We start from the raw sequence: 25,915 nt of genomic DNA on the forward strand, positions 1-25,915 counted from the left end.
AGCTTCAGGAAGTCGTACCCCCACCCCGCTATCAACTGCGCCTGGGACTCGATGTACTTCTCCGCACACGGCCGCGAGAAGTCCAGCTTGTACGCGCTGTCCCAGCCGTTCGTCGTCCGCAGATCGCCGTACACGACATCCGCCGTCGTACAGCCAGGAGCGTTCCAGATCGGCGACCTGCCGTCGTTGTACCCCTCCTTCTCCAACCCCACCGGCAGATAGATACCCGCCTTCAGACCCTTCGCATGGATACGGTCCGCCATCCACTTCATCCCGTGCGGGAAACGGACGGGATCCGTCGTCTGGCGGGCATACTGGTCGAACTCCGGCTTCCAGGCGTTGTCACGCCACCAGCCGGCATCGATGTTGACGTACTCGTAGCCGAACCTCTTCAGCTTCGACGCCAACGCATCCGTCTGCTTCAGAACATTCGCCTCAGTCAGATAGCTGTAGTCGCCGTCCGGGTTCAGACCCGGATACTTCGACGACTGCATGCTCCAACTCGACCAGCCCATGTACGGCTTGGCCGCGACGGGGGCGGTCGCGGCCGGGGCGGCCGGGGTGGTGGTGCCGGCGGCGTGGGCGGCCGGGACGGCGGTGGCCAGGCCCGCGGTGAGGGCCAGGACGACTGCTGTTCTGAGCCCGCGTGCGGGCAGGACGGAATACGAGGATGACCGCATGGGCCGTACCTCCAGGGGTTCAGGGTCGGGGCGGCTCAGCCCTTGCCCGTGGTGTGGGTTGAGGTGATGAAGGACTGGATCGCGGCGGCCGCGGCCCCGCGTGCCCATTCCTCGAACGGAAGCGGACGGGTCTGTACGTCGCAGCGGGCGGCCGAGCCGAAGGCGGCCGCCGTGAAGGAGTCGCGGATCTGCTCGGCGAACAGGTCGTAGGCGGCCAGGCCCTCCCCGGAGATGATCACGCGTTCGGGTCCGAGCAGGTTGGCCACGGTCGCGATGCCGCGGCCGATCGCCTCCCCCGCCCTCGCGTACACCTCACGGGCCCCGGTGACGCCCTCGTGGGCGAGGGCGACGGCCTCGGCGGTGTCGGCCACCGGGCGGCCGGTCACCTCGCGCAGCCGGGCGACGATGGCGGCGTCGCCCGCGATCGCCTCCACGCAGCCCCGGTTGCCGCAGTGGCACGGCGGCCCCGCCGGGTCGATGGCCACGTGCCCGATCTCACCGGCCACACCGTGCGCGCCGGCGATCACCTGGCCGTGGACGACGAGCCCGCAGCCGATGCCGGCGCCGACGGTGACCACGGCGAAGTTCGACAGGCCCACCCCGGCGCCGAACCACTGCTCGGCGACGGTGAGGGCACGCACGTCGTTGTCCAGGGTGACGGGCAACCCGGTGGTCATGGCGGCGAGTTCGGCGAACGGTACGTCGTGCCACTCCAGGAAGGGCGAGTAGCGCACGACGCCCTCGGCGCGGTCGACGTCGCCGGAGACGGCGACGCCCAGGCCGAGGACGGGCACACCGAAGTCGTCGGCTCCGGCGCGCAGTTCCTGCACCAGTTCGGCCGTCAGCGCCAGGACGGCCTTGGTGCCGCGGTCGGTGAGGGGGAGGCGCCGGGCGATCCGGATGCGGCAGCACAGGTCGGTCAGCACCCCGATGACCTCGTCGCCGGTGACCTTGACGCCCACGAACAGGGCCCGTCCGCCGTCGACCCGCACCAGGTTCGCGGGCCGGCCGAGCGCCGGCCGGGCCTCCTCGTCGACGTCCTCGACCAGGTAGCCCGCCTCCAGCAGCGGGCGCACCGCCTTGGTGACGGCCGCCGCGGACAGCCCCGCCCGACGGGCCGCCTCCAACCGGGTGAGGGGTCCGTGGGACAGCACCGTGGTGAAGACCTGCGAGGCGGCCGGGGTGTGCGCCGGGAACGTCTCGGTGCGGGAGGGCGAGCGCATGGCCGGGAACCTAAGGCCATTATTTTCCGCTGTCAATGAAAGAAACAGGGGTTGTTGAAGAGGCAGTTGGCCGTGCGGGTGATCACAGGGGGTCCGACTGTGTGTCAGCCGGGGCGAGGGGGTGGGGTGCGAGTAGGTTCCCTCGCCGGAAGACGGCCGATTCGACAGTACATCAGCATGAATGGAAGGAGATCGTATGGTCTCGGCAACGGTGGGCAGGGGCGCGGTGCTCGGGGCGGTGGCGCTGTCGCTGCTCACGGTCCCGGCGCACGCGACGACGGGCGGGGCGCACGCGGAGGACGGGGCCGGGGCCGGGGCGGTCGCGCTGCCGGCGCCCGACACCACCGGTGTGCGTGACGTGCTGCGCATGGCGCTCGCCCAGGGCGCACCCGGCGCGATCGCGCGGATCGACGACCACGGCACCGTCCACGAGGTGACCCAGGGCGTCGCGGACCGGGCCACCCGGCGGGCGATCGGCGCGGGCGACCGCTTCCGGGTCGGCAGCGTCACCAAGACGTTCTCGACGGTCGTGCTGATGCAACTGGCCGACGAGGGCCGACTGTCCCTGGACGCACCGGTCGACCGCTATCTGCCGGGGCTGCTCCCGGACGACCGCATCACCGTGCGGCACGTCCTGAGCCACCGCAGCGGGCTGTACGACTACACCAACGACATGTTCGCCAAGTCGGTGTCCGGCTTCGAGTCCGTGCGCAGGAAGGTCTTCACCTACCGCCAGCTGGTGGACCTCTCCCTGAAGAAGCGGCCCACCGACGCGCCGGGCGCCGCCTACGCGTACTCCAACACCAACTTCGTCGTCGCCGGCATGCTCATCGAGAAGCTCACCGGGCACTCCGTGCGCACCGCGTACCAGAACCGCATCTTCGAACCGCTGGGCCTGCGCGACACGTTCTACATCCACCCCGACACCGGGATTCCCGGGCGGTACGCGCGTGGCTACCTCACCCCGGACACCAAGGGCGCCGCCCTGGTCGACTCCACCGAGCAGACCGTGTCCTGGGCGCAGAGCGCGGGCGCGATCGTCTCCAGCACCCGCGACCTGGACACGTTCCTGTCGGCCCTGCTCGGCGGCCGGCTGATGTCGTCCGCGCGGCTCGCCGAGATGGAGAGCATGCGCAAGGTCGACGCCACCACGGCGTACGGGCTGGGGCTGCGCCGCCGCGACCTGTCCTGCGGTGTCTCGGTGTACGGCCACACGGGCACCGTGCAGGGCTACTACACGTACGCCTTCGCCACCAAGGACGGCACACGCAGCGTCGCGGCGCTCGCCACCACCTCCAACAACACGACGGTGCTCACCACGATGGGGCGCACCCTGGAGTCGGCGTTCTGCGGCAAGCGGGCGAAGAGCGTGCGCGGGGCGTCGGTGGAGCGGCACGAGGACATCGCTCCGGGCGTGCCGCGCGGCTGACCCCTCCCGCGCCGGCCCCTCCGGGGGCGCCCCGGGAACCATCCCGCTCGGCCCGGACGTTCTCCGGGCGGCCCCACCGGGCCCGAGGTCCCCTCACGAGCGGCGGTGCGATGAGCGAGCTGGTTCCCGGGGGCAATCTGCCCCTTCCGGGCGGCCCGCTGACGCTGCGGGTGCCGGGGCCGTTCGACGTGTCCGCGCTCGTCACCGACGGGAGCGGCACGGTCGGCGGCGACGCGGACTTCGTGTTCTACAACCAGCCGGCCGCGCCGGGCGTCCGGCTGCGCGGTGACACGCTGACCGTCGACCCGGGGCTGCTGCGGGCGGGCGCCACGCGGGTCACCCTGGTGGTCAGCGCCGCCGACCCCGGCACCCCGCTCGGCACCCTGCCCGCGCCCGCGCTCCAGGTCTCCGACGGCCGGGGCCGCACCGTCGCCCGGTTCGCCCCGCCCCGGCCGGGCGGCGAGACGGTGCTGCTGCTGGCCGAGGTCTACCGACGCGGGCCGGACTGGAAACTCCGCGCCCTCGGCCAGGGCTACGCCGACGGCCTCGCGGGCCTCGCCCGCGACTTCGGCGTGGACGTCCTCGACGAACCGGCCCCACCACACCCCTCGGGGCCGGGTCCGATCCCGACCCGACCGCCTTCCGGCCACGGAGCGACACCGGGACGCACGCCGACGGACCGCGCGGCAGCGCAGGGGCGGACACCCAACGGCGGCGAGGCAGCGCGGGGGCGGACGCCCAACCTCGGCGGGGCAGCGGCGGGGCGAGCGTCCACCGGTCACGGGCCAGGACCGGGCCGGATACCGAGCAGCCGCGCGGCGGCGCCGGGGCGGACGCCCGTCGGCGGTGGGGCTGCGGCGGGGTCGGCCGGTGTCCGTGGTGGAGGGGGACGCGTCTTGGCGTCTCCCGACCCCGACGGTTTTCTTCCCCTCGTCAACTCGGCGCGGGCGCAGGTCGGTTCGGCTCCTGTGGTGCTGGACGGGCGGCTGGTGGCGGCGGCTCGGGCGCACGCCGCCGAGATGGCCGCCGCCGGGCGTCTCGGGAGCGAGGGACGCGACGGGACGTCCCTGCACCAGCGGGTCGGCGCGACCGGATACACGTACGTCACCGTCGGCGAGCACCTGGTCTCCGGCCCCCGGACACCCGCCGAGTTCATCGACTACTGCCTGCGCACCGAGCGGGCCCGGCGCACGCTCCAGGACCCGGCCTTCACCCAGGCGGGGCTGGCGTACGTCACCGGCCCGCGCGGCGGCGACACCTACTGGACGGCGCTGTGGGCGCGGCCCCTCACCCCGGACGCGCTGGCCCGGACGTGCGCCGAGGTCGTCGACCTCACCAACCGGGAGCGGCGCGCGGCGGGCCTGCCGCCGCTGGCCGTCGACCCCCTGCTCACGGCCGCCGCGCAGGCGCACAGCGCGGACATGGTGGCCCGCGACTTCTACGCGCACACCTCGCCCGAGGGCTCCCAGCCCTGGGACCGGGCCGCCGCCGCGGGCTCCCGGCGGCGCACGATCGGCGAGAACATCGCCTGCGGGCAGCGCTCCCCGGCCGAGGTGGTCGACGGCTGGATGAACAGCCCCGGCCACCGCGCGAACATCCTCAAACCCGACTTCACCCACATCGGCATCGGCTTCGTGGGCGGCGGCCGGGCGGGCACGTACTGGACCCAGCTCTTCGGCGCCTGACGGCGTTCGGCCGGAATCTCGTCCGTGATCTTGGCGGAACGACGCCTTCCGGGCCACCATGCCCGCATGAAGGGTGATCTCTTTTCCAGTGAGCACGTGGTGCAGCCGTCCGCCGCACCGGGTATGACCGTCGAGAACGCCAAGTGCGTCAAGTACACGGTGAACGGCGAGATGTTCGCCCGCCAGGGCGCGATGATCGCCTACCGCGGTGATCTCGCGTTCGAGCGCAAGGGCCAGGGCATGGGCGGCATGCTCAAGCGCGCGGTCACCGGCGAGGGACTGCCCCTGATGACGGTGCGCGGACAGGGCGAGGCGTGGTTCGCGCACGAGGCGCAGAACTGCTTCGTCGTCGAGGTGGAGGCGGGCGACCAGTTCACGGTCAACGGCCGCAACGTCCTGTGCTTCGACGCGTCACTGTCGTACGAGATCAAGACGGTCAAGGGCGCGGGCATCACCGGCGGCGGCCTGTTCAACAGCCTCTTCTCCGGGTACGGCAGACTGGGACTGGTCTGCGAGGGCAACCCGCTGGTGATTCCGGTCACCCCGCAGGCCCCGGTGTACGTGGACACGGACGCGGTAGTGGGCTGGACGGCGCACCTCCAGACCTCCCTGCACCGGTCGCAGTCGATCGGCTCGATGCTGCGCGGCGGTTCGGGCGAGGCGGTGCAGCTGATGCTCCAGGGCGAGGGCCATGTGGTCGTCCGTCCGAGCGAGGCGACCCCGCAGCGCGCCCAGCAGCACTGAGATCGGGTTGACCGGCACGGGCCGGGCGGGACAAGGTGCGAGACGGCGCGGTCCCCCCGGTCCCCCGCGCCGGAAAGGGTGACAGCCTTGATCGGCCTCTCGGACATCGAAGCGGCGGCGGACAGCATCGCCGGACACGTCGTACGCACCCCGACCGTGCCGAGCCACGGCCTGTCCGCGCTGCTCGGCGTCCCGGTCATCACCAAGCTCGAACTGCTCCAGCGCACCGGCTCGTTCAAGGCGCGCGGCGCGACGGCCAAGCTGCTGTCGCTGACCGAGGCCGAGCGGGCGGCCGGTGTGGTGGCGATGAGCGGCGGCAACCACGGGATCGCGGTCGCGGTGATGGCCGCCGCCCTCGATGTGAAGGCGACCGTGGTCATGCCGCGCAAGGCGCCGGCGCGGTCCATCGCGCTCGCCCAGGAGGCCGGCGCCCTGGTGCGGCTGACGGACGGCATGGGCAGCGCGTTCGCGCTGGTCGACGAGTTGTGCGAGGAGGGCCTGACCCTGGTCCACCCCTTCGACGACCCGGTGGTGATCGCCGGACAGGGCACCGTGGGGCTGGAGTTCGCGGACGACGCCGGTGAGCTGACGGACGTCCTGGTCAGCGTCGGCGGGGGCGGACTGATCGCCGGGGTGGCCGCCGCGCTGCGGGCCCGCCGTCCGGACGTCCGGGTGTGGGGCGTGGAGACGGCGGGCGCGGAGGCGATGTCCCAGGCGCTGGCCGCCGGCGGACCGCTGCCGGTCGCGCTGTCGTCGGTGGTGACCACGCTCAGCGCGCCCTCCGTGTCGCAGCTGACCTACGACCATGTGTCCGCGCTGGTCACCGAGGTCCTGGTGGTCGCCGACCAGGACGCCGTGCAGGGCTGTCTCGACCTCGCCGACCACGCCAAGGTGTGGACGGAACCGGCGGCCGGCTGTCTGCTGCCGGCCGCCCGCCAGGTCCTGGACCGGGTCGGCGACGACGCCCGCCTCGGCCTGGTGGTGTGCGGCGGCAACACGACGACCGCGGAGATGCTGGGCTGGGCGGAACGCTTCGGCCTGCACTGACACGCCCGCTCCCGGCCGGTCCGGCGCCCCCGCCGTTGAACGAAAGGCAGAAACGGCGGCGAAGTCGGCTCCCGTTGAACACCGCGTGTCGCGGCCGTCGTACTCCTGGGCAAGACGAGGCAGGGGTTCCAGCGAGGGATGACCATGGTCAAGGCGCACGTCTCCGCACACGAGTTGGTCGCCGGACGCTACCGGCTGCTGGAGGTCGTCCACCGGGAGACGAACCACGTGTGCTGGTACGCGGAGGACGCCGAGGCGGGCCGGCCCCGGCTGGTGACCCGGGTCGCCCTGCCCGGGGTCCCGGCGCGCGGCCCGGTCCGGACCCCCGAGCGGGTCCTGCGCACCACCGGGGCCGTGGCGCTGCGCCGGCCCGGCCGGGTGGGCACGGTCATCGACGTGACCGAGGAGTCGGGCGCGCTGTGGACGGTCGTCGAGTGGATCGACGGCACCCCGCTCGGCGAACTCCTCGGCCGGCAGGGCACGTTGCCGTATCCGCAGGCGGCCCGCATCGGCCTCGAACTGCTCGACGTGCTCGACGCGGCGCACGCCGAGGGCGCGACCCACGGGGAGCTGAGCCCCGGCCAGGTGTACGTCCGTGACCAGGGCCCGGTGGTGGTGACCGGGTTCGGGCTCGCGGGCGCGACCCCCGCCTCCCGGGTGACCGCCCCCTCGTACGCCTCCCCCGAGCAGGCCCGCGGCGAGGGCGCGGGGCCGGGCGACGACCTGTGGGCGCTGGGCGCGCTGCTCTACACCATGACCGAGGGGCGGCCCCCGTTCCGCGACCGGGGCCGGCCCGAGGTCACGCTGAAGAGCATCGAGCGGCTGCCGCTGCGCACCCCCGTGCACGCCGGTCCGCTCGCCCCCACGGTGCTCGGGCTGCTCGACAAGGACGCCCGGCGGCGGCCGACCCGCTCCATGATCCGCGAGGAACTGGCGCGGGTTCCGGCCGGGAAGGGCGTACGGGACGTGCCCGCTCCCCGTGGGCGCGGCGGCCGGCGGCTGGCGGTCGCGGGGGCCGCGCTGGCCGCCGTCACGGTGTCGGTGGCCGCGTTCGCGGCGGTCCGGGGACCGGCCGGCACCGACACGGCGACCGGCACGACGCCCGCGCCGGGCTCGGCGGCCGCCCCGGCGGGCGGCGCCTCCGTACCCGTGCCGACTCCCCCGCCCTCCCCCTCCCCTTCCCCCACGCCCTCGGTCTCGCCTTCGCCCTCCCGGTCCGCCACGCCCCCGCCCTCCCCGTCCGCCACCGCGACCGGACTGCCGGCCGGCTTCCGCCGCCTGACCGCCCCGGAGGGCTTCTCCGTCGCCCTGCCCGCGGGCTGGCGGCGGCTGAACACCGAGCGGACGGCGGACGCCTACCGGGTGACCTTCGGTCCGGGCGGCGACGACCCGCGCACCCTGGCCGTCACCTACAGCACCCAGACCGGCCCGGACCCGGTCGCCGTGTGGCGCGACGACGTCCAGCCCGGTCTGGAACGGCTGCCCGGCTTCCGGCGGATCGGCGACATCCGGGCCACCACCTACCAGGGGTACGCTGCCGCCGACATGGAATGGGTCGAGGACTCCGGCACGGGGACCCTGCGCACCTTCGGGCGGGGTTTCCTCATCGGCGGCCACCGCAGCTTCTCGCTGCGCTTCACGGCCCCGGCGGACGCCTGGGGTTCACCGGCCGACACCCTGGCGCTGAAGACCGTCCTGGCGACGTTCCGGCAGCCGGTGAACTGAACCACGCCCCACTGAACCGCACCTCCTGGAGAGTCAGCCGTGCCCCTGGCGATCGACCCCGCCGAGACCGCCCCCGAATCCCCGGAGTCCCCGGACTCGCCCGCGCCGCTGTCCGACCTCGTCGCGCGCGACGCACGGAAGTTCGGGGTGTACGCGCGGACCGGAGGGTGGGCGTTCGCGCTGATGGTCGCGCGCAGCGTCCGGCCCGGCGGGCAGGCCGCCGGGGAGACGCCGAAGGTGTCGGCGAAGGAGTTCGCCCGGCTCGCCGGGTGCTCGCCCGAGCGGGTCCTGCGCCACTACAAGGCGTGGGACCGGGCCGCCGACGACGGTCTCGTCCCGCAGTTCGAGGTGCTGGCGCCGGGCCAGGAGACCGAACTCCCGGACGCCGACGCCTGGTCGGCCTACTACTCGGCCCGCTCCAGCGCCGGTTCCGAGCGCGGCACCGCCATCGCGGAGGCAGCCGAGGCCGAGGGCATCCGGCCGACCAAGGCCCTCGAAGTCGCCGAGAACCCCATCGCGCTGCGCGCCGCGATCCTCGCCGACCCCTCCACCGCCCGCGCGGCCCGCACCGCGCTGCTCGACCGGCTGCGCGAGGACCCGGAGCTCCAGGCCGAGCTGGCGCGGGACGTGGTGCGCACGGACGACCTGAAGAAGGCCGTCGCCACCGAGAGCCGCTCGGCCGACCGGATCGGCTACGTCCGGCAGATCGTCGAGACGGGCCTCGTCAAGACCCCCGCCGGACAGACCGTGGACGCGCCCGCCGGGGTGCGCGAGGAGGCCGAGCGCCATCTCTCGCTCATCGACGAACTGGACGACGACGAGGACACCGGCGAGTGGGCCGGCGAAGCGTACGGCACCCTGCGGGCCCTGGTCGCCGACGCCGTCGAGGCCGACCCCGAACTCCGCGTCCAGGAGCGGCGGACCAGGTTCTACAGCGGCCTCCAGAGGGCGACGAAGGCGTTCGAGGAGCTGACCTTCGACGACGCGCGGGAGTTCTACGAGGACGACATGGTCCAGCGCCTGGAGCAGCTCCAGCACGCGATCGGTACCTGCCTCGACGCCCTGCGCCGGGTGAGTGACGGCCCGCGGGTGGCTGAGTAGCCGTACTCATGTCCGGGCCGCCCGGTCCCGACACGATGGGGCTCCCCGACAAGGAGCACCGAGATGACCGCAGTCCGGCCCGCCCCGCACCGCGCCCCGCGGCCCTCCCCGCGCGTCCTGCTCGTGGCCCTGGTGGTCGCGGGCATGGCGGTGTCCGCGTGGGGCGCGCGCGACCGTACGACCTGGTTCCTGGAGACGTTCTGGGTGCTGATCGGGCTGCCGCTGGTGGTGCTGGTCCATCGGCGCTTCCCGCCGACCGGGCTGCTGTGCGTGCTGCTCGCCGGGCACGCCCTGGTCCTCGCCGTGGGCGGCCACTACACCTACGCGGAGGTGCCGCTCGGCGACTGGGTGCGCGACACGTTCGGCCTGGACCGCAATCCGTACGACCGCTTCGGCCATCTCGTGCAGGGATTCGTGCCGGCGATCCTCGTCCGTGAACTGCTCGTCCGCACCTCGCCGTTGCGCGGCAGCCGCTGGCTGGCACCGCTGACCGTGTGCGCCTGCCTGGCCTTCAGCGCCTGCTTCGAACTGCTCGAATGGGCGGCGGCCGTGATCGGCGGCCACGGCGCGGACGCGTTCCTCGCCACCCAGGGCGATGTGTGGGACACGCAGTGGGACATGTTCTGCGCGCTGATCGGCGCGGTCGTCTCGCTGCTGCTGCTCGGCCGGGCGCACGACCGGCAGTTGACGGCACCGGCCGTGTGACGGGGCCGGGCCCGCGTGACGGCGGGGACGGCAGGGGCGGCCCGCGGTGGGCCGCCCCTGCCGGCGCGTGCTACCAGCGGTTCTCGACCTGGTCCTTGATGCGGCGGTCGTAGAGGTCGCCGATCGCGGCGACGGTCTCGGCGGACAGCTCCGGCAGCTTGGCGGCGGCCGCGTTGGCGCGGGCCTGCTCCGGGTTGCGGGCGCCGGGGATGACCGTGGTCACACCGGGCCGGCCGATGATCCAGCGCAGGGCCAGCTGGGCCGGGGTGCAGCCCTCGGGGGCGAGCGCGGCGAACTCGGCGGCGGCCTCGACACCGGTCGCGTAGTCGACGCCGGAGAAGGTCTCGCCCTGGTCGAACGCCTCCCCGTGCCGGTTGTAGGTGCGGTGGTCGTCGGCCGCGAACACCGTGTCCTTGGTGTACTTGCCCGACAGCAGCCCGGAGGCCAGCGGCACCCGCGCGATGATGCCGACCCCGGCGGCGCGGGCGGCCGGCAGCACCTCCGTCAGCGGCTTCATGCGGAACGGGTTGAGGATGATCTGCACGCTGGCCACGTTCGGCCGGGCGATCGCGGTCAGCGCCTCCTGGCAGGTCTCCACGCTGACGCCGTACGCCGCGATGCGCTCCTCCTCGACCAGGGTGTCGAGCGCGTCGAACACCTCGTCCGAGGAGTACACGGGGGTCGGCGGGCAGTGCAGCTGCACCAGGTCGATGCGGTCGACGCCGAGATTGCGGCGCGAACGGTCGTTCCAGGCGCGGAAGTTGTCGAGGACGTAGTTCTCCGGGAGCTGTTCGACCCGGCGGCCCATCTTCGTCGCCACCAGCACGTGCAGGTCGGGCCTGCCGCGCAGGAAGCCGGCGATGGTCTGCTCGCTGCGCCCGTCGCCGTACACATCGGCCGTGTCGAAGAAGGTCACTCCCGACTCGGCGGCCGTCTCCAGGACGGAGAGGGCCTCCTTGTCGTCCACCTCGCCCCAGTCGGCGCCCAGCTGCCAGGTCCCGAGGCCGACGACCGATGCCCGCTGCCCCGACCTGTCGATTACACGTTCGTCCATGGCGACAGTCTGTCATCCCCGGACGCCCCCCGCGGAACGGGCCGCTCCGTCGGTGAGCCGCAGGTCAGGTCAGCTGGGCCTGGACGAGGGGGCCGTAGCGTTCGACCAGGTCGTCGACGGACGCCTCGCGGACGTGGGGGCCGCGTGCCAGGCCCCACATCACGCCGAGCCCGACGAGGGCGCCGACGGCGAGTTCGGCGCGCAGGCCCGCGTCGGGCCCGGGCAGCCGCGCGGCGAGCCGTTCCGTCACCTGGGCGCGGAAGTTGGCGCGCAGCACGTCGCCGTGGTCGCCGTGCAGGGGGGCGAAGACGATGCGCAGCAGCGGGTCGGAGCCGTGTTCGCGCTGGCTCTCCAGGACGCGGCGCACCATGTGCCGGCCGAGTCCGGGCAGGGGCGCGTCGAGCAGGGTGTCCGCGTCGGCGGCGAAGGACATCACACGGGCGAACAGGGCGTCCTTGTTGCCGAAGTACTTGAGGATCAGCGGCGGGCTGACCCCGGCGCGTTCGGCGACGGCCTTGAGGGTGATGTCGGTGTGCGGGTGCCGGGCCAGGAGGTGGCGGGCGGCCTTGAGGATGGCCGCCCTGGTCTCCTCGGCGTCCCGGCGGGCGGGTGTGGTGGTGGTGCCGGTGCGGGTGCTCACGGCACTCATGCTCCCTCCAACGCCTCGTCCCGCGCGCCCCGGGTGCTCTCGGCGGCCGGGCGCGGCGGCCGGGGGTCGTCGGGGGCGGAGTCGCCGGGTATGGAGAGGGCGGCCGCGCAGGCGACGAGGCCGACGGCGCCGGCCATGGCGAACGCCAGCAGATAGCCGTGCAGGGTGGGCACCGACACGCCGCCGACGGGGCTGCTGTGGTGGACGAGGACGGCGGCGACGGCGGCACTGGAGGTGGCCTGGCCGATGGTGCGCATCAGGACGTTGACGCCGTTGGCGGAGGCGGTCTGCCCGGCGGGGACGGCCCGCAGGATCAGGGTGGGCAGCGCGGAGTAGGCGAGGGTGGTGCCGGTCGCGACGACCGTGGCCCCGAGGATGATCATCCACAGGTCGCGGCTGTCGGCGATGCGCACGCCGTAGCCGCAGGCGATGACGGCGGCGCCGAGGGCGAGGGTGATCCTGGGGCCGCGCGCGGCGGAGATCCGGGCCGAGACGGGCGACAGGAGCAGCATGGTGATGCCGCCGGGCAGCAGGCACAGGCCGGTGGCGACGATCGACAGGCCGAGCCCGTACCCGGTGGCCTCCGGGGCCTGCACCAGCTGGGCGGTGACCAGGGAGTTGGCGTAGAAGGCGAACCCGGTCAGCAGGGCCGCGACGTGGGAGAGGCCCACCTTGGGCCGGGAGACCAGCCGCAGGTCGACGAGGGGTTGCGCGGTGTGCAGCTGCTGCCACCACCACAGGGCGAGGACGACGACGGCCCCGGCGAACAGGCCGAGGACGCTCGGGCTGGTCCAGCCCCACTGGCCGCCCTGGGAGACGCCGAGCAGCAGACAGGTCAGTCCGACGGCGAGGCCGAGCGTGCCGAGGACGTCGAACCGGCCCTGTTCGCGCACCGGCGACTCCTTGACCGCCCAGAGGACGCCGGCGGTGCCCAGGGCGCCGAGGAGGCCGGTGAGCCAGAACATGGTGTGCCAGTCGGCGTACTGGACGACGAGCGCGGCGAGCGGCAGACCGAGGGCGGCGCCGATGCCGACCGTGGAGCTCATCAGGGCGACGGCGGAACCGCGCCGCTCGGGCGGCAGTTCGTCGCGCAGGATGCTGATGGAGAGCGGGACGACGGAGGCGGCGGCGCCCTGGAGCGCGCGGGCCGCGATGAGCAGGCGGATGTCGGAGGTCATGGCGCACATCACGGAGCCGACGGTCATCAGGGCGAGGGCCGCGGTGAGCACGCGCCGCTTGCCGTACATGTCGCCTGCCCGGCCGAGCACGGGGGTGAGGACGGCGCCGGAGAGCAGGGTGGCGGTGACCGTCCAGGAGACGGCGCCCGCGGAGGCGCCGGTGAGGCGGGGCAGGTCGGGCAGCAGGGGCACGACGACGGTCTGCATGACCGCCATGAGGATGCCGCCGAACGCGAGCACCGGAATCGTGGGCCGGCGCATGGGCACTCCAGGGGGAAGGAAGATCAGGTGAATTCCCATTCACCCTATCGAGTGAATTTCCATTCACCAAAATTCCCCTGTTCCCCCGCCCCACCGCACCTCAGTGCCGGGCGCGCGGATGCAGGGCGCGGGCGGCCCGGGGGCCGAGCCAGCGCTTGAGCCTGCGCAGCGGCTCCAGTTGTCCCGCGGCCTTGTCGAGGCCGTAGTAGAGCTGCGGCGGCACGTACGGCAGCAGGGGCGAGTGGCGCTGGCCGAGCAGGGCGAACATCCGGTGCGGGGGCAGCTCGATGTAGCGGGGCAGGTTCTCGTACCACCGGGCGCTGAGGCGGGCGGCGCTCTGCACGGGCAGCAGGGCCGCGGTGCGGTCGCGTTCGTAGGCGGCGAGGGCGTCGGGAAGCGCGGGGTGGGCGTCGAGGGCGTCGGCGAGGCTCATCGCGTCCTCCAGGGCGAGGGTGGTGCCGGCGCCGACGGAGTAGTGGGTGGTGTGGGCGGCGTCGCCGAGCAGCACGAGGTTGCCGCGGTGCCAGGTGCGGTTGGTGAGGGTGCGGAAGGTGAGCCAGGGGGCGCCCCCCTCGCCGGCGGCGCGGCCGGTCAGGGGGTGGCCGTCGAGGACACCGGCGAACAGCTTCTCCAGGAGGGCCAGGCCGTCGGCCTCGCCGAGCCGGTCCAGGCCGAGGCCGGTGAAGGTCTCGGGGCCGCACTCGACGACACAGGTGCTGTGCCCGCCGCTGTAGCCGTAGCCGTAGCACCAGATCCAGCCGTGCTCGGTCCGGGTGAAGGCGAAGGTGAAGGCGTCGAAGACCTTGGTGGTGCCGAGCCAGACGTAGGGGTCGCGGCCGGTGGCGACCCGGGTGCCGAAGTGGCCGGCGTACCGGGTGCGCAGGGCGGAGCGGACACCGTCGGCGGCGACGACCAGGTCGGCGTCGGCGGGGGGTTCGGTGATCTCGCTGCCGAACTCCAGCCGTACGCCGAGCGATCGGGCCCGCGCGGCGAGGATCTCCAGGAGCCGGTGGCGGCCGATGCCGAAGCCCTGGTCGCCGTGGTGACGGGTCGTCAGGTCGCCCACGTGGGCGACGCCGTCGCTCCAGCGCACGGAGCCGTCCTCGACGGCGCGCGCCGACTCGGGGTCGTGCTCGGCGAGTCGGTCGAGCAGCCCGCGCCAGTACGTGACGCCCCAACCGTAGGTCGAGCCCTCGGGATTGCGTTCGTGGACGGTGACGTCGTGGGACGGGTGCCGACGCTTGAGCAGGATGGAGAGGTACAGACCGGCGGGTCCGCCTCCCACGCAGACGACCTTCACGCGCACACCTCGGGGAGTCACTGACAGTGGTCGATGGCGACCGCAGAGTAACAGGAGGTGTGCGCCCGGTGACGTGACGGCGGCCCCGGTGCCGCCGCCCGGGTCAGGCGTCGGCGGTGCGGCACTCCGGATGGCCCCAGCCCTGCGTGTTCTTGGCGATGGACTCGCCCGCCGCGTAGGAGCGGCCGCACACGCAGCGGCCGGCGAACTTGGCCTTGATGGTGCGGGAGGAGGAGCCGCCGCCCTGCTTGCGGGGCGCCGCCTTGCGGCGCGGGGCGGCGGACGGGGCCGAGGGCGGCGGTTCGGGCGAGCCGAGCGCGCTGCCCGCGGGCTCCTGCGCCGTCGCGGCCTGACTGGCGGCCCGGTCGGCGAAGTCGTTGAGCCGGTCGCCGTCGACCTGGTGGGCGGCGACGTAGCGGAACTCCACGGAACGGCCGTCGAGCAGTTCGTCGATGCGGACGACGAGTTCCTGGTTGGCGACGGGCTTGCCGGCGGACGTGCGCCAGCCGTTGCGCTTCCAGCCGGGCAGCCAGGTGGTCACGGCCTTCATCGCGTACTGCGAGTCCATCCGGACCTCCAGCGGCACGCCGGGGTCGGTCGACGCCAGCAGGCGCTCCAGCGCCGTGAGTTCGGCGACGTTGTTGGTCGTCCTGCCGAGCGGCCCCGCCTCCCAGCGGGCCGGGCCCTCCGAGTCGTCGGACACCACCCAGGCCCAGCCCGCGGGTCCGGGGTTTCCCTTCGAAGCCCCGTCGCACGCGGCCACCACACGTTCACGCATGAGCACGATCATGCCACGGCCGCGGGGTCCGCCCGGCAGGGGTGGTTCAGACCTGGGTGACCTTGGGCATCTCGCCCTCGGTGGTGGTGACGTCGATGACCGAGAAGTTGGCGCCCTGGGGGTCGGTGAGCGCGGCGAACCGGCCGAACGGGCTGGTCATGGGGCCGAACCGCAGGACGGCGCCGAGCTTGGTCGCCCTGGCCACGGCGTCGTCGCAGTCGGCGACCGTGAAGTACACGTTGACGTACGACGGCACCTCGGGCGGGAAGTCGTCCGTCATCCGCATCCGGCCGAGGACGGTCCGGTCCCCGATGTCGAAGAGGCGGAAGTCGACGGCGTCGTCCTGCATCTGCTTGGCCGTGTAGGAGAAGACGGCCGGCAGGAAGGCATCGGTGCGCTCGGGCTCGCGGGTGAAGACCTCGGCCCAGCAGTAGGCGCCGGGCACCTCGGTGGCCTCGAACCCCTCGTGGGTGCCGCCCTGCCAGACGCCGAACACGGCGCCGCCGGGCTCACGGGCCAGGCACATCGTGCCGAAGTCGCCGACCTGCATCGGTTCCATGAGGATCTCGCCGCCCTCGGCGCGGATCCTCTCGGCGGTCGCGGCAGCGTCCGGCGACGCGAGGTAGAGGCACCACTGCGACTGGCCCTCCTGGCCGGGCATGGGCGGGACGACGGCCGCGACCGCCTTGTCGTCCACGTACGCCTGGGTGTAGTTGCCGTACTCCGACGACGACTCGCCGAAGGTCCAGCCGAGGACGTCGCCGTAGAAGCTCTTGGCTCCCTCGACGTCCGTGAACATCGCATCGGCCCAACAGGGGGTTCCTTCAGGTGGTACGGCCATGGTGCGGCCCTCTCCCGTGCGGTGGACTGTCCGCTCCTCACGCTAGTCACCGGCCGCGCGCCCCGCGCGCCGAACACGGGGTTCCGGCGGAGACTGGGAGGGCGGGGGCGGCTTCGGCGGGACGGGGCGCGGTATGGCGGGCTCGGTGGCGGCAGGCACGATGCGCGCGTGGTCGGTGGTCCGGCCCGCGCCCCTCGAGGAGGACCCGCTGCGGTTCGTGGAACGCCCGGTGCCCGTGCCCGGGGACGACGAACTGCTGGTGCGGGTGGCGGCCTGCGGGGTGTGCCGCACCGACCTGCATGTCACCGAGGGCGACCTGCCGGAGCGCCGGCCGGGGGTGACACCGGGGCACGAGGTGGTCGGCACGGTCGCGGGCGCCGGGGCGGCCGTCACGGACTTCGCCGCGGGCGACCGGGTCGGGGTGGCCTGGCTCAGACGGACCGACGGCGTGTGCGCCTACTGTCTGCGGGGCGCCGAGAACCTGTGTCCCCACTCGGAGTACACCGGCTGGGACGCGGACGGCGGGTACGCCGAGTACACCACCGTCCCGGCCGCCTTCGCGTACCGGCTGCCGGAGGCCGTGACCGACGTGGCGCTCGCGCCGCTGCTGTGCGCGGGCATCATCGGCTTCCGCGCGCTGCGCCGCACCTCGCTGCCGGCGGGCGGACGGCTCGGGCTGTACGGGTTCGGGGGCAGCGCCCATCTGTGCGCCCAGGTGGCGCTCGCCGAGGGCGCCACCGTGCACGTCCTGACCCGGGGCGCGGCGGCCCGGCGGCTGGCGCTCGGCCTCGGGGCGGCGTCGGTGCGCGACGCCTACGACGTGCCGCCCGAACCGCTGGACGGGGCGGTCCTGTTCGCGCCGGTGGGCGATCTGGTGCCGGTGGCGCTGCGCGCGCTGGACCGGGGCGGGGTGCTGGCGGTCGCCGGCATCCATCTGAGCGACGTGCCGGCGCTGCGCTACGAGTCCGACCTGTTCTACGAGAAGGAGTTGCGCAGCGTCACCTCCAACACCCGGGCGGACGGGCGGGAGTTCCTGGCGCTCGCCGCGCGCCACGGTGTGCGCGCGACCACGCACGCCTACCCGCTGTCCCAGGCGCCGCGGGCCCTCGCGGACCTCAAGGCCGGCCGCTTCGAGGGGGCGGCGGTGCTGGTCAACGACGTGTCCTGAGATCAAACCCGGCGCTGTCACCGAGTGCGGGAGCGGACGACCGGCGCGTGATCGTTCCGCGCGGTCCCGAACGCCCCGGAACACAGGTTTACTCACGTCTCGCCGGAAACCGCCCCCTTCGCGCCGTACCGGATCTTCGTCCCGGCTGTTTGGCTTGTCCCGGCGCACCGATCCGCGCCCCGACGTCCACCACCGATCCGGTCATCCCGGTCCACCCACCAGGAGGGAACGTGTCCGTACCGGACACCGCGTCCGGCCCCGCCCCCGTGCCGGCCGGAGCGCCGAGTGACGGCCCGGAGCCCCGCACCTGTGCTTCGCCCCCTTCCCTCGCGCTGCCCGGACCGCCGGACATCGCCGCGCGGCTGCGGCCCCGGCGCCGCACGGGCGCGATCCCCGGACTGCTGTACCGGCCGGCCGTGCCCGCCGACCCCGCGAGGGCCGCCGAGATCGACCGGCGGCTGGAGACCTGGGCGAGCGGCCTCGACCTGTTCCCCGCGGCGTGGAAGGGGGACTTCGCGGGCTTCCAGTTCGGGCGCGCCGTGGTCCTCCAGCACCCGGGGGCGGCCGACCTGGACCGGCTGACGGCCGCGGGCAAGCTGCTGCTGGCCGAGAACGTCGTGGACTCCTGCTACTGCGAGGAGGACGAGGGCCGGGGCGGCGCACGGCGCGGGCTCGGCGGCCGGCTGGTCCTCGCGCAGTCCGCGGTCGACCCGTACCACGGGGTCCCGGAGCTGGAGGAGGAGTGGCGGCAGGGCATGCGGGCGGACGGTCCGCTGCGCTCGTACCGCTGCGCGCTGGAGGACTTCTCGCTGCTGGCCACGCCCAGTCAGGGCGACCGCCTCGTGCACGACCTCGGCCGGCTGCACCTGGGCTATCTGGCCGAGGCCGCCTGGGCGGAGACCGGGTACGTGCCGAAGGTCTGGGAGTACCTGGTGATGCGGCAGTTCAACAACTTCCGGCCGTGTCTGTCGATCGTCGACGCGGTCGACGGCTACGAACTGCCCGCACAGGTCCACGCCCGCCCCGAGATCCAGCGGATCACGGCCCTGGCCTGCAACGCCACCACGATCGTCAACGACCTGTACTCCTTCACCAAGGAGCTCGCGAGCGACCCGGCGCACCTCAATCTGCCGCAGGTCGTCGCGGCGAACCGGCGGCACGGGCTGAAGGCCGCCTATCTGGAGTCCGTCGGGATCCACAACCGGATCATGACGGCGTTCGAGGAGGAGTCGGCCCTGCTCGCCACGGGCTCACCGCTCGTGGAGCGCTACGCCCGCGGGCTGGCCGCCTGGGTGTCCGGCAACCACGAGTGGCACGCCACCAACACCCACCGGTACCACCTGCCCGATTACTGGTGAGGCCCCGCGCCGCACCGCGAAACACCGTCAGCAGCACATCGAGGAGTCACATTTGACCACCGCCCCCGTCGCCCGGACCACCACGGCACCGGTTCCGACCCAGTCCATCTACCAGAACCGCGTCGCGGACTACTGGAACGCCGAGGAGAACCCGGTCAATCTCGACCTCGGGAGGATCGACGACCTCTACCACCACCACTACGGCGTCGGTGACGCCGACTGGACGGTGCTCGACGAGTCGGACCCCGCCCTGCGCCGGGAGCGCGTCACCGCCGAACTGCACCGCCTGGAGCACGCCCAGGCGGAACTGCTCGCCGCGCACCTCGGGCCGCTCTCCCCGGACGACCGGGTCTTCGACGCGGGCTGCGGACGCGGCGGCGGCAGCGTGACGGCGAACCTGCGCTACGGCTGCCACGCGGACGGCGTCACGATCTCGGCGAAGCAGGCGGCGTTCGCCAACGAGCAGGCCGCCAAGCGGGGCATCGACGGGCGGGTGCGCCATCACCACCGCAACATGCTGGACACGGGCCTCGCGTCGGGCGCGTACGCGGCGTCGTGGAACAACGAGTCGACCATGTACGTCGAGCTGGACCTGCTGTTCGCGGAGCACGCGCGGCTGCTGCGCCGCGGCGGGCGGTACGTGGTGATCACCGGCTGCTACAACGACACGTACGGGCGGGCGTCGCGTGAGGTGTCGCAGATCAACGCGCACTACATCTGCGACATCCACCCGAGGTCGGAGTACTTCCGGGCGATGGCCCGCAACCGGCTGGTGCCGGTGCACGTGGAGGACCTGACCCGGGCGGCCCTGCCCTACTGGGAGCTGCGGGCGCAGGCCGACCACCTGGTCACGGGCATCGAGGACACGTTCCTGTCCGCGTACCGCAACGGCAGCTTCCAGTACCTGCTGATCGTGGCCGACCGGGTCTGATCCGGCCGCCGGCGCGGGGCGGCGTCCCGGGACGCCGCCCCGTCGCGCTCACGCGCCGTCGCCGTCACACGCCCGCCGTGGTCACGCGCCCGTCGCCGCCCGCTCCAGCCCGGCGATGTCGAGCCGGCCCATCGACAGCATGGCGCTGGTGACGCGGGCGGCCTTCGCGGTGTCGGGGTCGCCGGTCAGCTCGATCAGCCGCCGGGGCACGACCTGCCAGGAGACGCCGTAGCGGTCCTTGAGCCAGCCGCAGGGGCCGGTCTCGCCGCCGCCCTCGGTCAGCGCGGTCCAGTAGTGGTCGACTTCCGCCTGGTCGTCGCAGAGGACCTGGAAGGAGATCGCCTCGCTGAAGGTGAACTCCGGGCCGCCGTTGAGCGCGACGAACCGCTGGCCGTTGGCCGTGAACTCCACGGTGACCACCGTGCCGGCCGGCCCCGGGCCTGCGTCGGTGTAGCGGGTCACCCGGCCGACGCCGGAGTTCTTGAAGACCGACACGTAGAAGTGCGCGGCCTCCTCCGCCTTGCCGTCGAACCAGAGACACGTGGTGAATCCGTCGGTGTTCATGGACGCCTCCTGCGGGCGGGGATCGCGGTCACAGATGTCGACCGGTCCGCGCGGCGAAACTCATCGGCGGCTCAGGCGGCGAGGCAGAGTCCTTCGTACGGCGAGGCGGCACGGCCGCTCGTGGTGCGCCGGGTCAGTTCGGCCCCGGTCCGGGACAGCAGGTCGCCGAGGCCCAGGCCGAGGGCGCGGGCGGCGGCCGCCAGGACCTCGGAGGACGCCTCCTTGCGCCCGCGCTCGATCTCGGAGAGGTACGGCAGCGAGATCCGGGCGGCGTCGGCGACATCCCTCAGGGTGCGCTCCTGCGCCGTGCGTTCACGCCGCAGCACGTCACCGACGAGGTTGCGCAACAGTGGCTCCTCACGGGCGGCCGGGGGTGCTCCGGGGCCGGTGGCCCCGGGAGCGGGAATCCTGGCGCCGGGGGTCCTGGGGCGCGGGGGGACGACGGGGGCCCGGTCGGGCGCTCGATTGGTCACCGCCCCAGCCTAGGAGCCCTGGACGCGCGGGGAAGGGTCCAGCATTCTGCCCTGGGGAGAACCCGGGGGAGCCGGCCGGCGGGAGGGAGCGGGAGTGGTGCCGCGCGACACGTTCGACGAGGCCGCCGAGCTGTACGAACGGGCCCGGCCCCGCTATCCGGGCCCGCTGGTCGCGGACCTGGTGCGGGTGGCGGGCATCGGTCCGGGCAGCCGGGTCCTGGAGATCGGCCCCGGCACGGGCAAGCTCACCGTCGACCTGGCCCGCTCAGGCTGCCGGATCACGGGTGTGGAACTGGGGCCCGCGCTGGCCGACGTGGCGCGGCGGCGGTTGCGGGAGTTCCCCGCGGCACGGGTGGTGACCGCCGACTTCGACCGCTGGGGGCCGCCGCCGGAGCCGTACGACGCGGTGGTGTGCGCGACCGCGTTCCACTGGCTCGACCCGGTGCACCGGGTGGCGAGGGCCGCGGGGGCGCTGCGGCCGGGCGGGCACCTCGCCCTGGTGACCACGCTCCATGTGGCGGGCGGCACCCAGGAGTTCTTCGACCTCGTGCAGGGCTGCTACGAACGCTGGATGCCGGGCACCCCGCCGGGGCTGCGGCTGCCGCCGGAGGCGCAGATGGCGACGCACACCGCCGAGTTGGACGACTCGCCGTACTTCACGGACGTCACCGTGCACCGCCACGCGCAGGAGATCACGTACACGGCCGACGCCTACACGGACGTCCTGCTCACCTACTCCAACCACCGCGCCCTCGCCGCGCCCGCCCGACGCGGCCTGCTCGCCTGTGTGCGCGGCCTGCTCGAGAGCCGTTTCGACGGCGTCGTGACCAAGCGTTATCTGCACGAGTTGATCACGGCCCGGCGGTGCGCGGACTGAGGGCGGGGCCGGTCACTCGCCCACGCGGCCGTCGATCCGCTCCCGGAGGAAGTCGGCGTGCCCGTTGTGCCGGGCGTACTCCTCGATCATGTGGACCAGCACCTCGCGCAGGGTGATCGGCTCCTTCCGGCCGGGCCCGACGACGTCGAGGCCCGGCGCCCCGGCCACGACGCGCTCACCGAACGCCACGTGCTCACGCCAGGTCCGCCACGCCTCCTCGACCACGGCCGGGTCGGGCACCGCGAACTCGAAGTCCCCGTCGGGGTGGTCGGCGTCGCGGAAGGGCCGGGGTCCCTCGATGCCGGCCATCACGTGGCCGAACCAGTACTGCTCGACCCCGGCCAGATGGCGTACCAGGCCGAGCAGCGACAGGTCGGACGGCGGCACCGAGCGGCGGGCCATGGCGTCGGCGTCCAGGCCCGAGCACTTCAGCTCCAACGTCAGCCGCTGGTCGCGCAGGTATCCCACGAGCGTGTCCCGTTCCCCTCGGTACCCGCCGTCGCCGCGCGGATCGTCCTCGGGGCCGACGAACATCGTGGACCAGCCGAAACGCCGTTCCGGCTCTGCCTGTTGCGGCGGGGTGGTGTCGGTCATGCGGGTGAGCATCGGCCGATCGGGGCCGCGCGCGCCATCCATTTTCCGCCACCCCTGTCGAGGGGCGCATGCGCCGGGGTACTTCGGGTACCCGCGCCTCAGAGAGTTGCAGGGACTTCCGACTGTGAGGGAGAGGGAAATGAGCACCGCCGGGACCCGGTCCGGAGCAGTGGTCGTCGACAAGACCGCCGAGGGTGGTGTGGGGGAGGGAGTGCTGCCGGGCATCGAGGACCCGTCGGCCGTCGCCCCGCTGGACGCGCGGAGGCTCTCTCGGGAGTTCTTCCGGCGTCTGGACGAACTCGAGGAGGGCACGCCGGAGTACCAGTACGCCCGCAACACCCTGATCGAGATGAACATGTCGCTCGTGCGGTTCGCGGCGGGGCGGTTCCGCAGCCGCGGCGACGACATGGAGGACATCGTCCAGACCGGCATGATCGGTCTGATCAAGGCGATCGACCGGTTCGAGCTGTCGCGCGAGGTGGAGTTCACCTCGTTCGCGGTGCCGTACATCGTCGGTGAGATGAAGAGGTTCTTCCGCGACACCACATGGGCCGTGCACGTGCCGCGCCGCCTCCAGGAGCTGCGGGTCGAACTCGCCAAGGCGCGCGAGGAGTTGGCGGGCCGACTGGACCGCGAGCCGACGGTCGCGGAACTGGCCGCGCTGATGAACCTCGGCGAGGGCGAGGTGATCGAGGCCCAGATCGCCGCGAACGGCTACACCTCGGCGTCCCTCGACGCGGCGCTCGGCGGTGACGGACCCGAGGACGGCGAGGCGGTCCTCGCGGACTTCCTCGGCGTCGAGGAGGAGGGGCTGCAGCTCGTGGAGGACTTCCACGCGCTCGCGCCGCTGATGGCCGAACTCTCCGACCGGGACCGGGAGATCATCCGGCTGCGGTTCGTGGAGGAGGCCACCCAGGCGGAGATCGGCGAACGGCTCGGCTGCTCCCAGATGCACGTCTCACGGCTGATCAAGCGGATCATCGGCCGGCTGCGCCAGGGCATGCTGGGCGAACTCGGCTGCGCCTGAGGACTCCGGCACGAGCACGACGGACACGAAGAAAAAAGACGACGGGCACGAAGAAACGCGGGTGCCGCCCTTCCGGTCACGATCGGGGGGAGCGGTGCCCGCGGCTTGAGGTATGGGTACCCGCGGCCCACGGCGTGCGGAGCCGACTGCGGGTCGTACGGCGACGGCGCCCGGTGGCGCTTCAGTGCGCCAGGGTCAGCAGGGCGCGCACGCGCTTGCCCACCGGCACGCGCTCGACGACGACCTCGGCGGCGAGGGCGTGCACGATCTCCAGACCGTGCCGGCCGATGCGCTCGGGGTCGCGCGGGAACCGGTGCGGGAGCGCCGCGCTGCTGTCGTAGACGGACACGGTGACCGCGGTGTCCGTGCCCTCCAGTTCCAGGATGTACGGGCCGTTGCTGTGCCGGTCCGCGTTGGTGACCAGTTCGCTCACGACCAGGAGCAGTTCGCCGTCGGACCGCGGGTCGATGTCCGCGCACCACTCGGTCCTGAGCTGCTCCAGGAAGAGCGCCGCGAAGTCACGTGCCGCGCCGATGCATCCCGGTTCGCCCGTGTAGTGAGCCGCTCTCCTGAGCGGTTCCACGGGCACGTCGAAACCAGTCGGTATCACTGCCCCGTCCAGGTGCTCGAACATGCTTGTCTCTCTCGACCGCCGGCCTCGCCGGTTCCTTCTGCACCAGTGCTCGTACCCCGAGCGGGGCTTCGCAGTCCAGGTGTCGTGTTCGCCGTGCGCGCACAGGATTCGCCGGGGGTACGAGTCCTGGACATCCGGAGAATAACCGCTCAGGACGGGCGCCGTACCCGAAAGGACTAGACCCGGGCTTCGCCGGTGACGGACGGCACAGCGGGCGGCCGCACGGCGCCCGAGGACTCGGTGGTGACCTCGGCTGACGTCCCGGGGGCCGAGGACGCGGTCCCGGGGGACGCCGGTGACACGGGCGCCGACCCGGAGGCGGGCGGTTCGGAGACCGGCGGGGGCTCGGACGGCGGCGGCTCGGAGGCGGGGGGCTCCTCGGGCGGCGACGGCGGAGGGGACCCGGGGAGTTCGGACGACGGCGGTTCGGACTCGTCGGACCGGGGCGACTGCCCGGACGGCGACGACGGCGCAGGCGACTCGGGCGGCTCGGACGACGGGGGCCGCGAGCCGGGCGACTCGGGCGAGGCCGGTCCGGACCCGGACTCCCGTCCGGACCCGGGCTCGGACGCGGGCGGCGACTGCGGCTCGGACGACGGCGGAGTGGCCCAGCCCGACGAGTCGCGGGGCGTCGGCGGGCAACCGGTGCCGTCACCGGGCTCGCACGGCGGCGGGGGCTGCGCGGGATCCTTCCAGTGCGCCGGGGGCCGCGCCTGCCGGTCCCGGTGTGCCGCGCCGTCGCCGCTCTCGCGGTGGAACCAGTCGTCGTGGCGGGCGTCGAAGACGACGAAGACGTCGACGGGCCGCGCGGACGGGGCGACCACGACGACGTTCGACGGCCGGTAGTCCGGCCACGCCCTGCCCACCGGCACGGGCGTGGCGCGCTGCGCGACCGGCGGGGTCATCGGGTTGGTGCACCCGCAGCGCACCCGGGGCACCCCGTGCGCGTCGACCAGGACGGCCGTGCCGGTCTGGAGCACGGCCTGGTAGGTGGTGGCGGAGCCGTCGCGGTAGCCGTGGTTGGTGACCCGGGTGTCCGCGCGCAGCTGCACGGGGGTGAGCGAGCGCAGGTACGCGGGGACGCCGGCGGGCCGGACGCCCTCGACCGAGCCGAACGCGCGGTTCTTCGCCGGGTCCTCCCGCAGCAGGGCGATCTGCCGCTCGACGTCGCAGCTGGGCGTGGCGCGGGTGCCCGCGTAGAGGCCCGGCGCCCCGCCGTCGACCCCGCGCACCTGGTTCACGGAGGTGCCGGTGGCCGGCGGGGAGCCGGGCGGCGGGCTGGTGGCGGGCGGTACGGAGCTGTCCCGCGCCGTGGAGGCGGTGAAGGGGTCGGGGCCGGTCTCGTTCGCGGCCTGGAGGAAGACCTCACCGCCCCCGCCCCGCCCCGGACCGCCCCCGCCGGTGGCGGACAGGACCACGGCGGCGACCACGGCGCCCACGGCCACGACGGCGACGGCCGCCATGGCCGGCACCGACCGCCACCACGGCGGGTGGCCCTCCGGCCGGTCGGGAGGTCCGCCGGCGGGCCCTCCCCGCGGCTCGTTCGGGGGCCTGCCCGGCGGCCCGCCCGGGCGCTCGCCCGACGGCCGGGAGGGCGGCTGGGACGGCGGGCCCGAGGACGGCCGGGAGGGCTGCCCCGACAAGGGGCCGGAGGGCGGTCCCGTCGGGCGGCCGGAGGACGGCTGGTCGGCGCTCACGGGCTGCTCCTCCCGACGCGGCCGGCGACCCTCGCGAAGGGGTGACCGCTCTATCGCTTTTTGTCGCGATCAAACCATTGTGTGCTCCATAACGGTGGACGCCGCAAGCCGACGCGGACGGGCGCCCCGGCGGCTGCTTAGCGTGGCAGCGTGCGCCCCCGAACCTCCCCTCCTCCCCCGGCAGCCGGCCGC

Annotated in this window: 24 protein-coding genes and 1 pseudogene; 12 read left to right on the forward strand and 13 right to left on the reverse strand. The window is 73.6% G+C overall.

The window, feature by feature from the left end:
- Both AB0F77_RS11360 and AB0F77_RS11365 read right to left on the reverse strand, forming a co-directional pair.
- Positions 1 to 680: pseudogene (locus tag AB0F77_RS11360) on the reverse strand (carbohydrate-binding protein); the annotation flags it as partial.
- Positions 681 to 715: 35 nt separating this feature from the next.
- Positions 716 to 1,903, reverse strand: a complete 1,188-nt coding sequence (locus tag AB0F77_RS11365; RefSeq protein WP_361945154.1) for an ROK family transcriptional regulator — start codon at positions 1,901 to 1,903, stop codon at positions 716 to 718.
- 196 nt (positions 1,904 to 2,099) lie between these two features.
- Between AB0F77_RS11365 and AB0F77_RS11370 the strand changes: the two genes are divergently transcribed.
- From AB0F77_RS11370 to AB0F77_RS11400, 7 genes are all read left to right on the forward strand, one after another.
- Positions 2,100 to 3,332 carry a serine hydrolase domain-containing protein gene (locus tag AB0F77_RS11370; RefSeq protein WP_361945157.1) on the forward strand — a complete coding sequence of 411 codons (1,233 nt, stop codon included), beginning with the start codon at positions 2,100 to 2,102 and terminating at the stop codon, positions 3,330 to 3,332.
- A 110-nt stretch (positions 3,333 to 3,442) separates the two neighbouring features.
- Positions 3,443 to 5,017, forward strand: a complete 1,575-nt coding sequence (locus AB0F77_RS11375) for a CAP domain-containing protein (RefSeq protein WP_361945160.1) — start codon at positions 3,443 to 3,445, stop codon at positions 5,015 to 5,017.
- A 66-nt stretch (positions 5,018 to 5,083) separates the two neighbouring features.
- Positions 5,084 to 5,761, forward strand: coding sequence for an AIM24 family protein (locus AB0F77_RS11380; RefSeq protein ID WP_361945162.1), 678 nt, complete (start codon positions 5,084 to 5,086; stop codon positions 5,759 to 5,761).
- 87 nt (positions 5,762 to 5,848) lie between these two features.
- Positions 5,849 to 6,808 (forward strand): threonine/serine dehydratase, encoded by a 960-nt coding sequence (locus tag AB0F77_RS11385; RefSeq protein ID WP_361945165.1) that lies wholly within the window; start codon positions 5,849 to 5,851, stop codon positions 6,806 to 6,808.
- Positions 6,809 to 6,946: 138 nt separating this feature from the next.
- Complete coding sequence (locus tag AB0F77_RS11390; protein ID WP_361945168.1) at positions 6,947 to 8,533, forward strand: serine/threonine-protein kinase; 1,587 nt, start codon at positions 6,947 to 6,949, stop codon at positions 8,531 to 8,533.
- Positions 8,534 to 8,572: 39 nt separating this feature from the next.
- The gene (locus tag AB0F77_RS11395) at positions 8,573 to 9,634 is read left to right on the forward strand and encodes a hypothetical protein (protein WP_361945171.1); all 1,062 of its coding nucleotides are present in this window, start codon (positions 8,573 to 8,575) and stop codon (positions 9,632 to 9,634) included.
- Positions 9,635 to 9,697: 63 nt separating this feature from the next.
- Positions 9,698 to 10,339, forward strand: coding sequence for a DUF2238 domain-containing protein (locus tag AB0F77_RS11400; RefSeq protein ID WP_361945174.1), 642 nt, complete (start codon positions 9,698 to 9,700; stop codon positions 10,337 to 10,339).
- Positions 10,340 to 10,409: 70 nt separating this feature from the next.
- On the opposite strand, the gene AB0F77_RS11405 is transcribed toward AB0F77_RS11400, so the two are convergent.
- From AB0F77_RS11405 to AB0F77_RS11430, 6 genes are all read right to left on the reverse strand, one after another.
- Complete coding sequence (locus AB0F77_RS11405) at positions 10,410 to 11,393, reverse strand: aldo/keto reductase (RefSeq protein ID WP_361945177.1); 984 nt, start codon at positions 11,391 to 11,393, stop codon at positions 10,410 to 10,412.
- Positions 11,394 to 11,457: 64 nt separating this feature from the next.
- Entirely contained in the window at positions 11,458 to 12,042 is a 585-nt protein-coding gene (locus tag AB0F77_RS11410; protein ID WP_361945180.1) for a TetR family transcriptional regulator, read from the reverse strand.
- Positions 12,039 to 13,481 (reverse strand): MDR family MFS transporter, encoded by a 1,443-nt coding sequence (locus AB0F77_RS11415; RefSeq protein WP_361945183.1) that lies wholly within the window; start codon positions 13,479 to 13,481, stop codon positions 12,039 to 12,041. The genes AB0F77_RS11410 and AB0F77_RS11415 overlap by 4 nt, the downstream gene beginning before the upstream one ends.
- A 100-nt stretch (positions 13,482 to 13,581) precedes the next feature.
- Complete coding sequence (locus tag AB0F77_RS11420; RefSeq protein ID WP_361945186.1) at positions 13,582 to 14,781, reverse strand: FAD-dependent monooxygenase; 1,200 nt, start codon at positions 14,779 to 14,781, stop codon at positions 13,582 to 13,584.
- Positions 14,782 to 14,884: 103 nt separating this feature from the next.
- Complete coding sequence (locus AB0F77_RS11425; protein ID WP_361945189.1) at positions 14,885 to 15,571, reverse strand: ribonuclease H; 687 nt, start codon at positions 15,569 to 15,571, stop codon at positions 14,885 to 14,887.
- Between the two features lie 34 nt (positions 15,572 to 15,605).
- Positions 15,606 to 16,400 (reverse strand): VOC family protein, encoded by a 795-nt coding sequence (locus AB0F77_RS11430; RefSeq protein WP_361945192.1) that lies wholly within the window; start codon positions 16,398 to 16,400, stop codon positions 15,606 to 15,608.
- A gap of 160 nt (positions 16,401 to 16,560) precedes the next feature.
- Here AB0F77_RS11430 and AB0F77_RS11435 point away from each other — a divergent pair, with 160 nt between their 5' ends.
- The 3 genes from AB0F77_RS11435 (at position 16,561) to AB0F77_RS11445 (ending at position 19,857) form a co-directional block, all read left to right on the forward strand.
- On the forward strand, positions 16,561 to 17,568 hold the full coding sequence (locus AB0F77_RS11435; RefSeq protein WP_361945834.1) for a zinc-binding alcohol dehydrogenase family protein: 1,008 nt from the start codon (positions 16,561 to 16,563) through the stop codon (positions 17,566 to 17,568).
- A gap of 332 nt (positions 17,569 to 17,900) precedes the next feature.
- On the forward strand, positions 17,901 to 18,926 hold the full coding sequence (locus AB0F77_RS11440) for a family 2 encapsulin nanocompartment cargo protein terpene cyclase (protein WP_361945837.1): 1,026 nt from the start codon (positions 17,901 to 17,903) through the stop codon (positions 18,924 to 18,926).
- A 52-nt stretch (positions 18,927 to 18,978) separates the two neighbouring features.
- Positions 18,979 to 19,857, forward strand: coding sequence for a geranyl diphosphate 2-C-methyltransferase (locus AB0F77_RS11445; RefSeq protein ID WP_361945195.1), 879 nt, complete (start codon positions 18,979 to 18,981; stop codon positions 19,855 to 19,857).
- Positions 19,858 to 19,938: 81 nt separating this feature from the next.
- On the opposite strand, the gene AB0F77_RS11450 is transcribed toward AB0F77_RS11445, so the two are convergent.
- Together AB0F77_RS11450 and AB0F77_RS11455 are read right to left on the reverse strand one after the other, a co-directional pair.
- Positions 19,939 to 20,421 (reverse strand): VOC family protein, encoded by a 483-nt coding sequence (locus tag AB0F77_RS11450; RefSeq protein ID WP_361945198.1) that lies wholly within the window; start codon positions 20,419 to 20,421, stop codon positions 19,939 to 19,941.
- A 71-nt stretch (positions 20,422 to 20,492) separates the two neighbouring features.
- Positions 20,493 to 20,894 (reverse strand): helix-turn-helix transcriptional regulator, encoded by a 402-nt coding sequence (locus AB0F77_RS11455; protein ID WP_361945201.1) that lies wholly within the window; start codon positions 20,892 to 20,894, stop codon positions 20,493 to 20,495.
- 97 nt (positions 20,895 to 20,991) lie between these two features.
- Between AB0F77_RS11455 and AB0F77_RS11460 the strand changes: the two genes are divergently transcribed.
- Complete coding sequence (locus AB0F77_RS11460) at positions 20,992 to 21,771, forward strand: class I SAM-dependent methyltransferase (protein WP_361945204.1); 780 nt, start codon at positions 20,992 to 20,994, stop codon at positions 21,769 to 21,771.
- Positions 21,772 to 21,783: 12 nt separating this feature from the next.
- Here the strand turns inward: AB0F77_RS11460 and AB0F77_RS11465 are convergent, their stop codons facing one another.
- Positions 21,784 to 22,365 carry a DinB family protein gene (locus tag AB0F77_RS11465; RefSeq protein WP_361945207.1) on the reverse strand — a complete coding sequence of 194 codons (582 nt, stop codon included), beginning with the start codon at positions 22,363 to 22,365 and terminating at the stop codon, positions 21,784 to 21,786.
- Between the two features lie 139 nt (positions 22,366 to 22,504).
- On the opposite strand from AB0F77_RS11465, the gene AB0F77_RS11470 reads away from it, so the two are divergent.
- Positions 22,505 to 23,392 carry an RNA polymerase sigma factor SigF gene (locus tag AB0F77_RS11470; protein WP_361945210.1) on the forward strand — a complete coding sequence of 296 codons (888 nt, stop codon included), beginning with the start codon at positions 22,505 to 22,507 and terminating at the stop codon, positions 23,390 to 23,392.
- Positions 23,393 to 23,573: 181 nt separating this feature from the next.
- Here AB0F77_RS11470 and AB0F77_RS11475 read toward each other — a convergent pair whose 3' ends face one another.
- A complete protein-coding gene (locus tag AB0F77_RS11475; protein ID WP_361945213.1) occupies positions 23,574 to 24,026 on the reverse strand; it encodes an ATP-binding protein in 453 nt (150 codons plus the stop codon).
- A gap of 176 nt (positions 24,027 to 24,202) precedes the next feature.
- A complete protein-coding gene (locus AB0F77_RS11480) occupies positions 24,203 to 25,489 on the reverse strand; it encodes a DUF6777 domain-containing protein (protein ID WP_361945216.1) in 1,287 nt (428 codons plus the stop codon).
- Between the last annotated feature and the right edge of the window lie 426 nt (positions 25,490 to 25,915).

It is taken from the genome of Streptomyces sp. NPDC026672, from assembly GCF_040638185.1.
Taxonomy (GTDB): Bacteria; Actinomycetota; Actinomycetes; order Streptomycetales; family Streptomycetaceae; genus Streptomyces.

Coding starts and splice junctions, on each gene's coding strand:
- AB0F77_RS11365 (WP_361945154.1), bottom strand. CDS start 1,903: ATGCGCTCGCCCTCCCGCACCGAGACGTTCCCGGCGCACACCCCGGCC.
- AB0F77_RS11370 (WP_361945157.1), top strand. CDS start 2,100: ATGGTCTCGGCAACGGTGGGCAGGGGCGCGGTGCTCGGGGCGGTGGCG.
- AB0F77_RS11375 (WP_361945160.1), top strand. CDS start 3,443: ATGAGCGAGCTGGTTCCCGGGGGCAATCTGCCCCTTCCGGGCGGCCCG.
- AB0F77_RS11380 (WP_361945162.1), top strand. CDS start 5,084: ATGAAGGGTGATCTCTTTTCCAGTGAGCACGTGGTGCAGCCGTCCGCC.
- AB0F77_RS11390 (WP_361945168.1), top strand. CDS start 6,947: ATGACCATGGTCAAGGCGCACGTCTCCGCACACGAGTTGGTCGCCGGA.
- AB0F77_RS11400 (WP_361945174.1), top strand. CDS start 9,698: ATGACCGCAGTCCGGCCCGCCCCGCACCGCGCCCCGCGGCCCTCCCCG.
- AB0F77_RS11405 (WP_361945177.1), bottom strand. CDS start 11,393: ATGGACGAACGTGTAATCGACAGGTCGGGGCAGCGGGCATCGGTCGTC.
- AB0F77_RS11410 (WP_361945180.1), bottom strand. CDS start 12,042: ATGAGTGCCGTGAGCACCCGCACCGGCACCACCACCACACCCGCCCGC.
- AB0F77_RS11415 (WP_361945183.1), bottom strand. CDS start 13,481: ATGCGCCGGCCCACGATTCCGGTGCTCGCGTTCGGCGGCATCCTCATG.
- AB0F77_RS11425 (WP_361945189.1), bottom strand. CDS start 15,571: ATGATCGTGCTCATGCGTGAACGTGTGGTGGCCGCGTGCGACGGGGCT.
- AB0F77_RS11430 (WP_361945192.1), bottom strand. CDS start 16,400: ATGGCCGTACCACCTGAAGGAACCCCCTGTTGGGCCGATGCGATGTTC.
- AB0F77_RS11435 (WP_361945834.1), top strand. CDS start 16,561: ATGCGCGCGTGGTCGGTGGTCCGGCCCGCGCCCCTCGAGGAGGACCCG.
- AB0F77_RS11450 (WP_361945198.1), bottom strand. CDS start 20,421: ATGAACACCGACGGATTCACCACGTGTCTCTGGTTCGACGGCAAGGCG.
- AB0F77_RS11465 (WP_361945207.1), bottom strand. CDS start 22,365: ATGACCGACACCACCCCGCCGCAACAGGCAGAGCCGGAACGGCGTTTC.
- AB0F77_RS11470 (WP_361945210.1), top strand. CDS start 22,505: ATGAGCACCGCCGGGACCCGGTCCGGAGCAGTGGTCGTCGACAAGACC.
- AB0F77_RS11475 (WP_361945213.1), bottom strand. CDS start 24,026: ATGTTCGAGCACCTGGACGGGGCAGTGATACCGACTGGTTTCGACGTG.
- AB0F77_RS11480 (WP_361945216.1), bottom strand. CDS start 25,489: ATGGCGGCCGTCGCCGTCGTGGCCGTGGGCGCCGTGGTCGCCGCCGTG.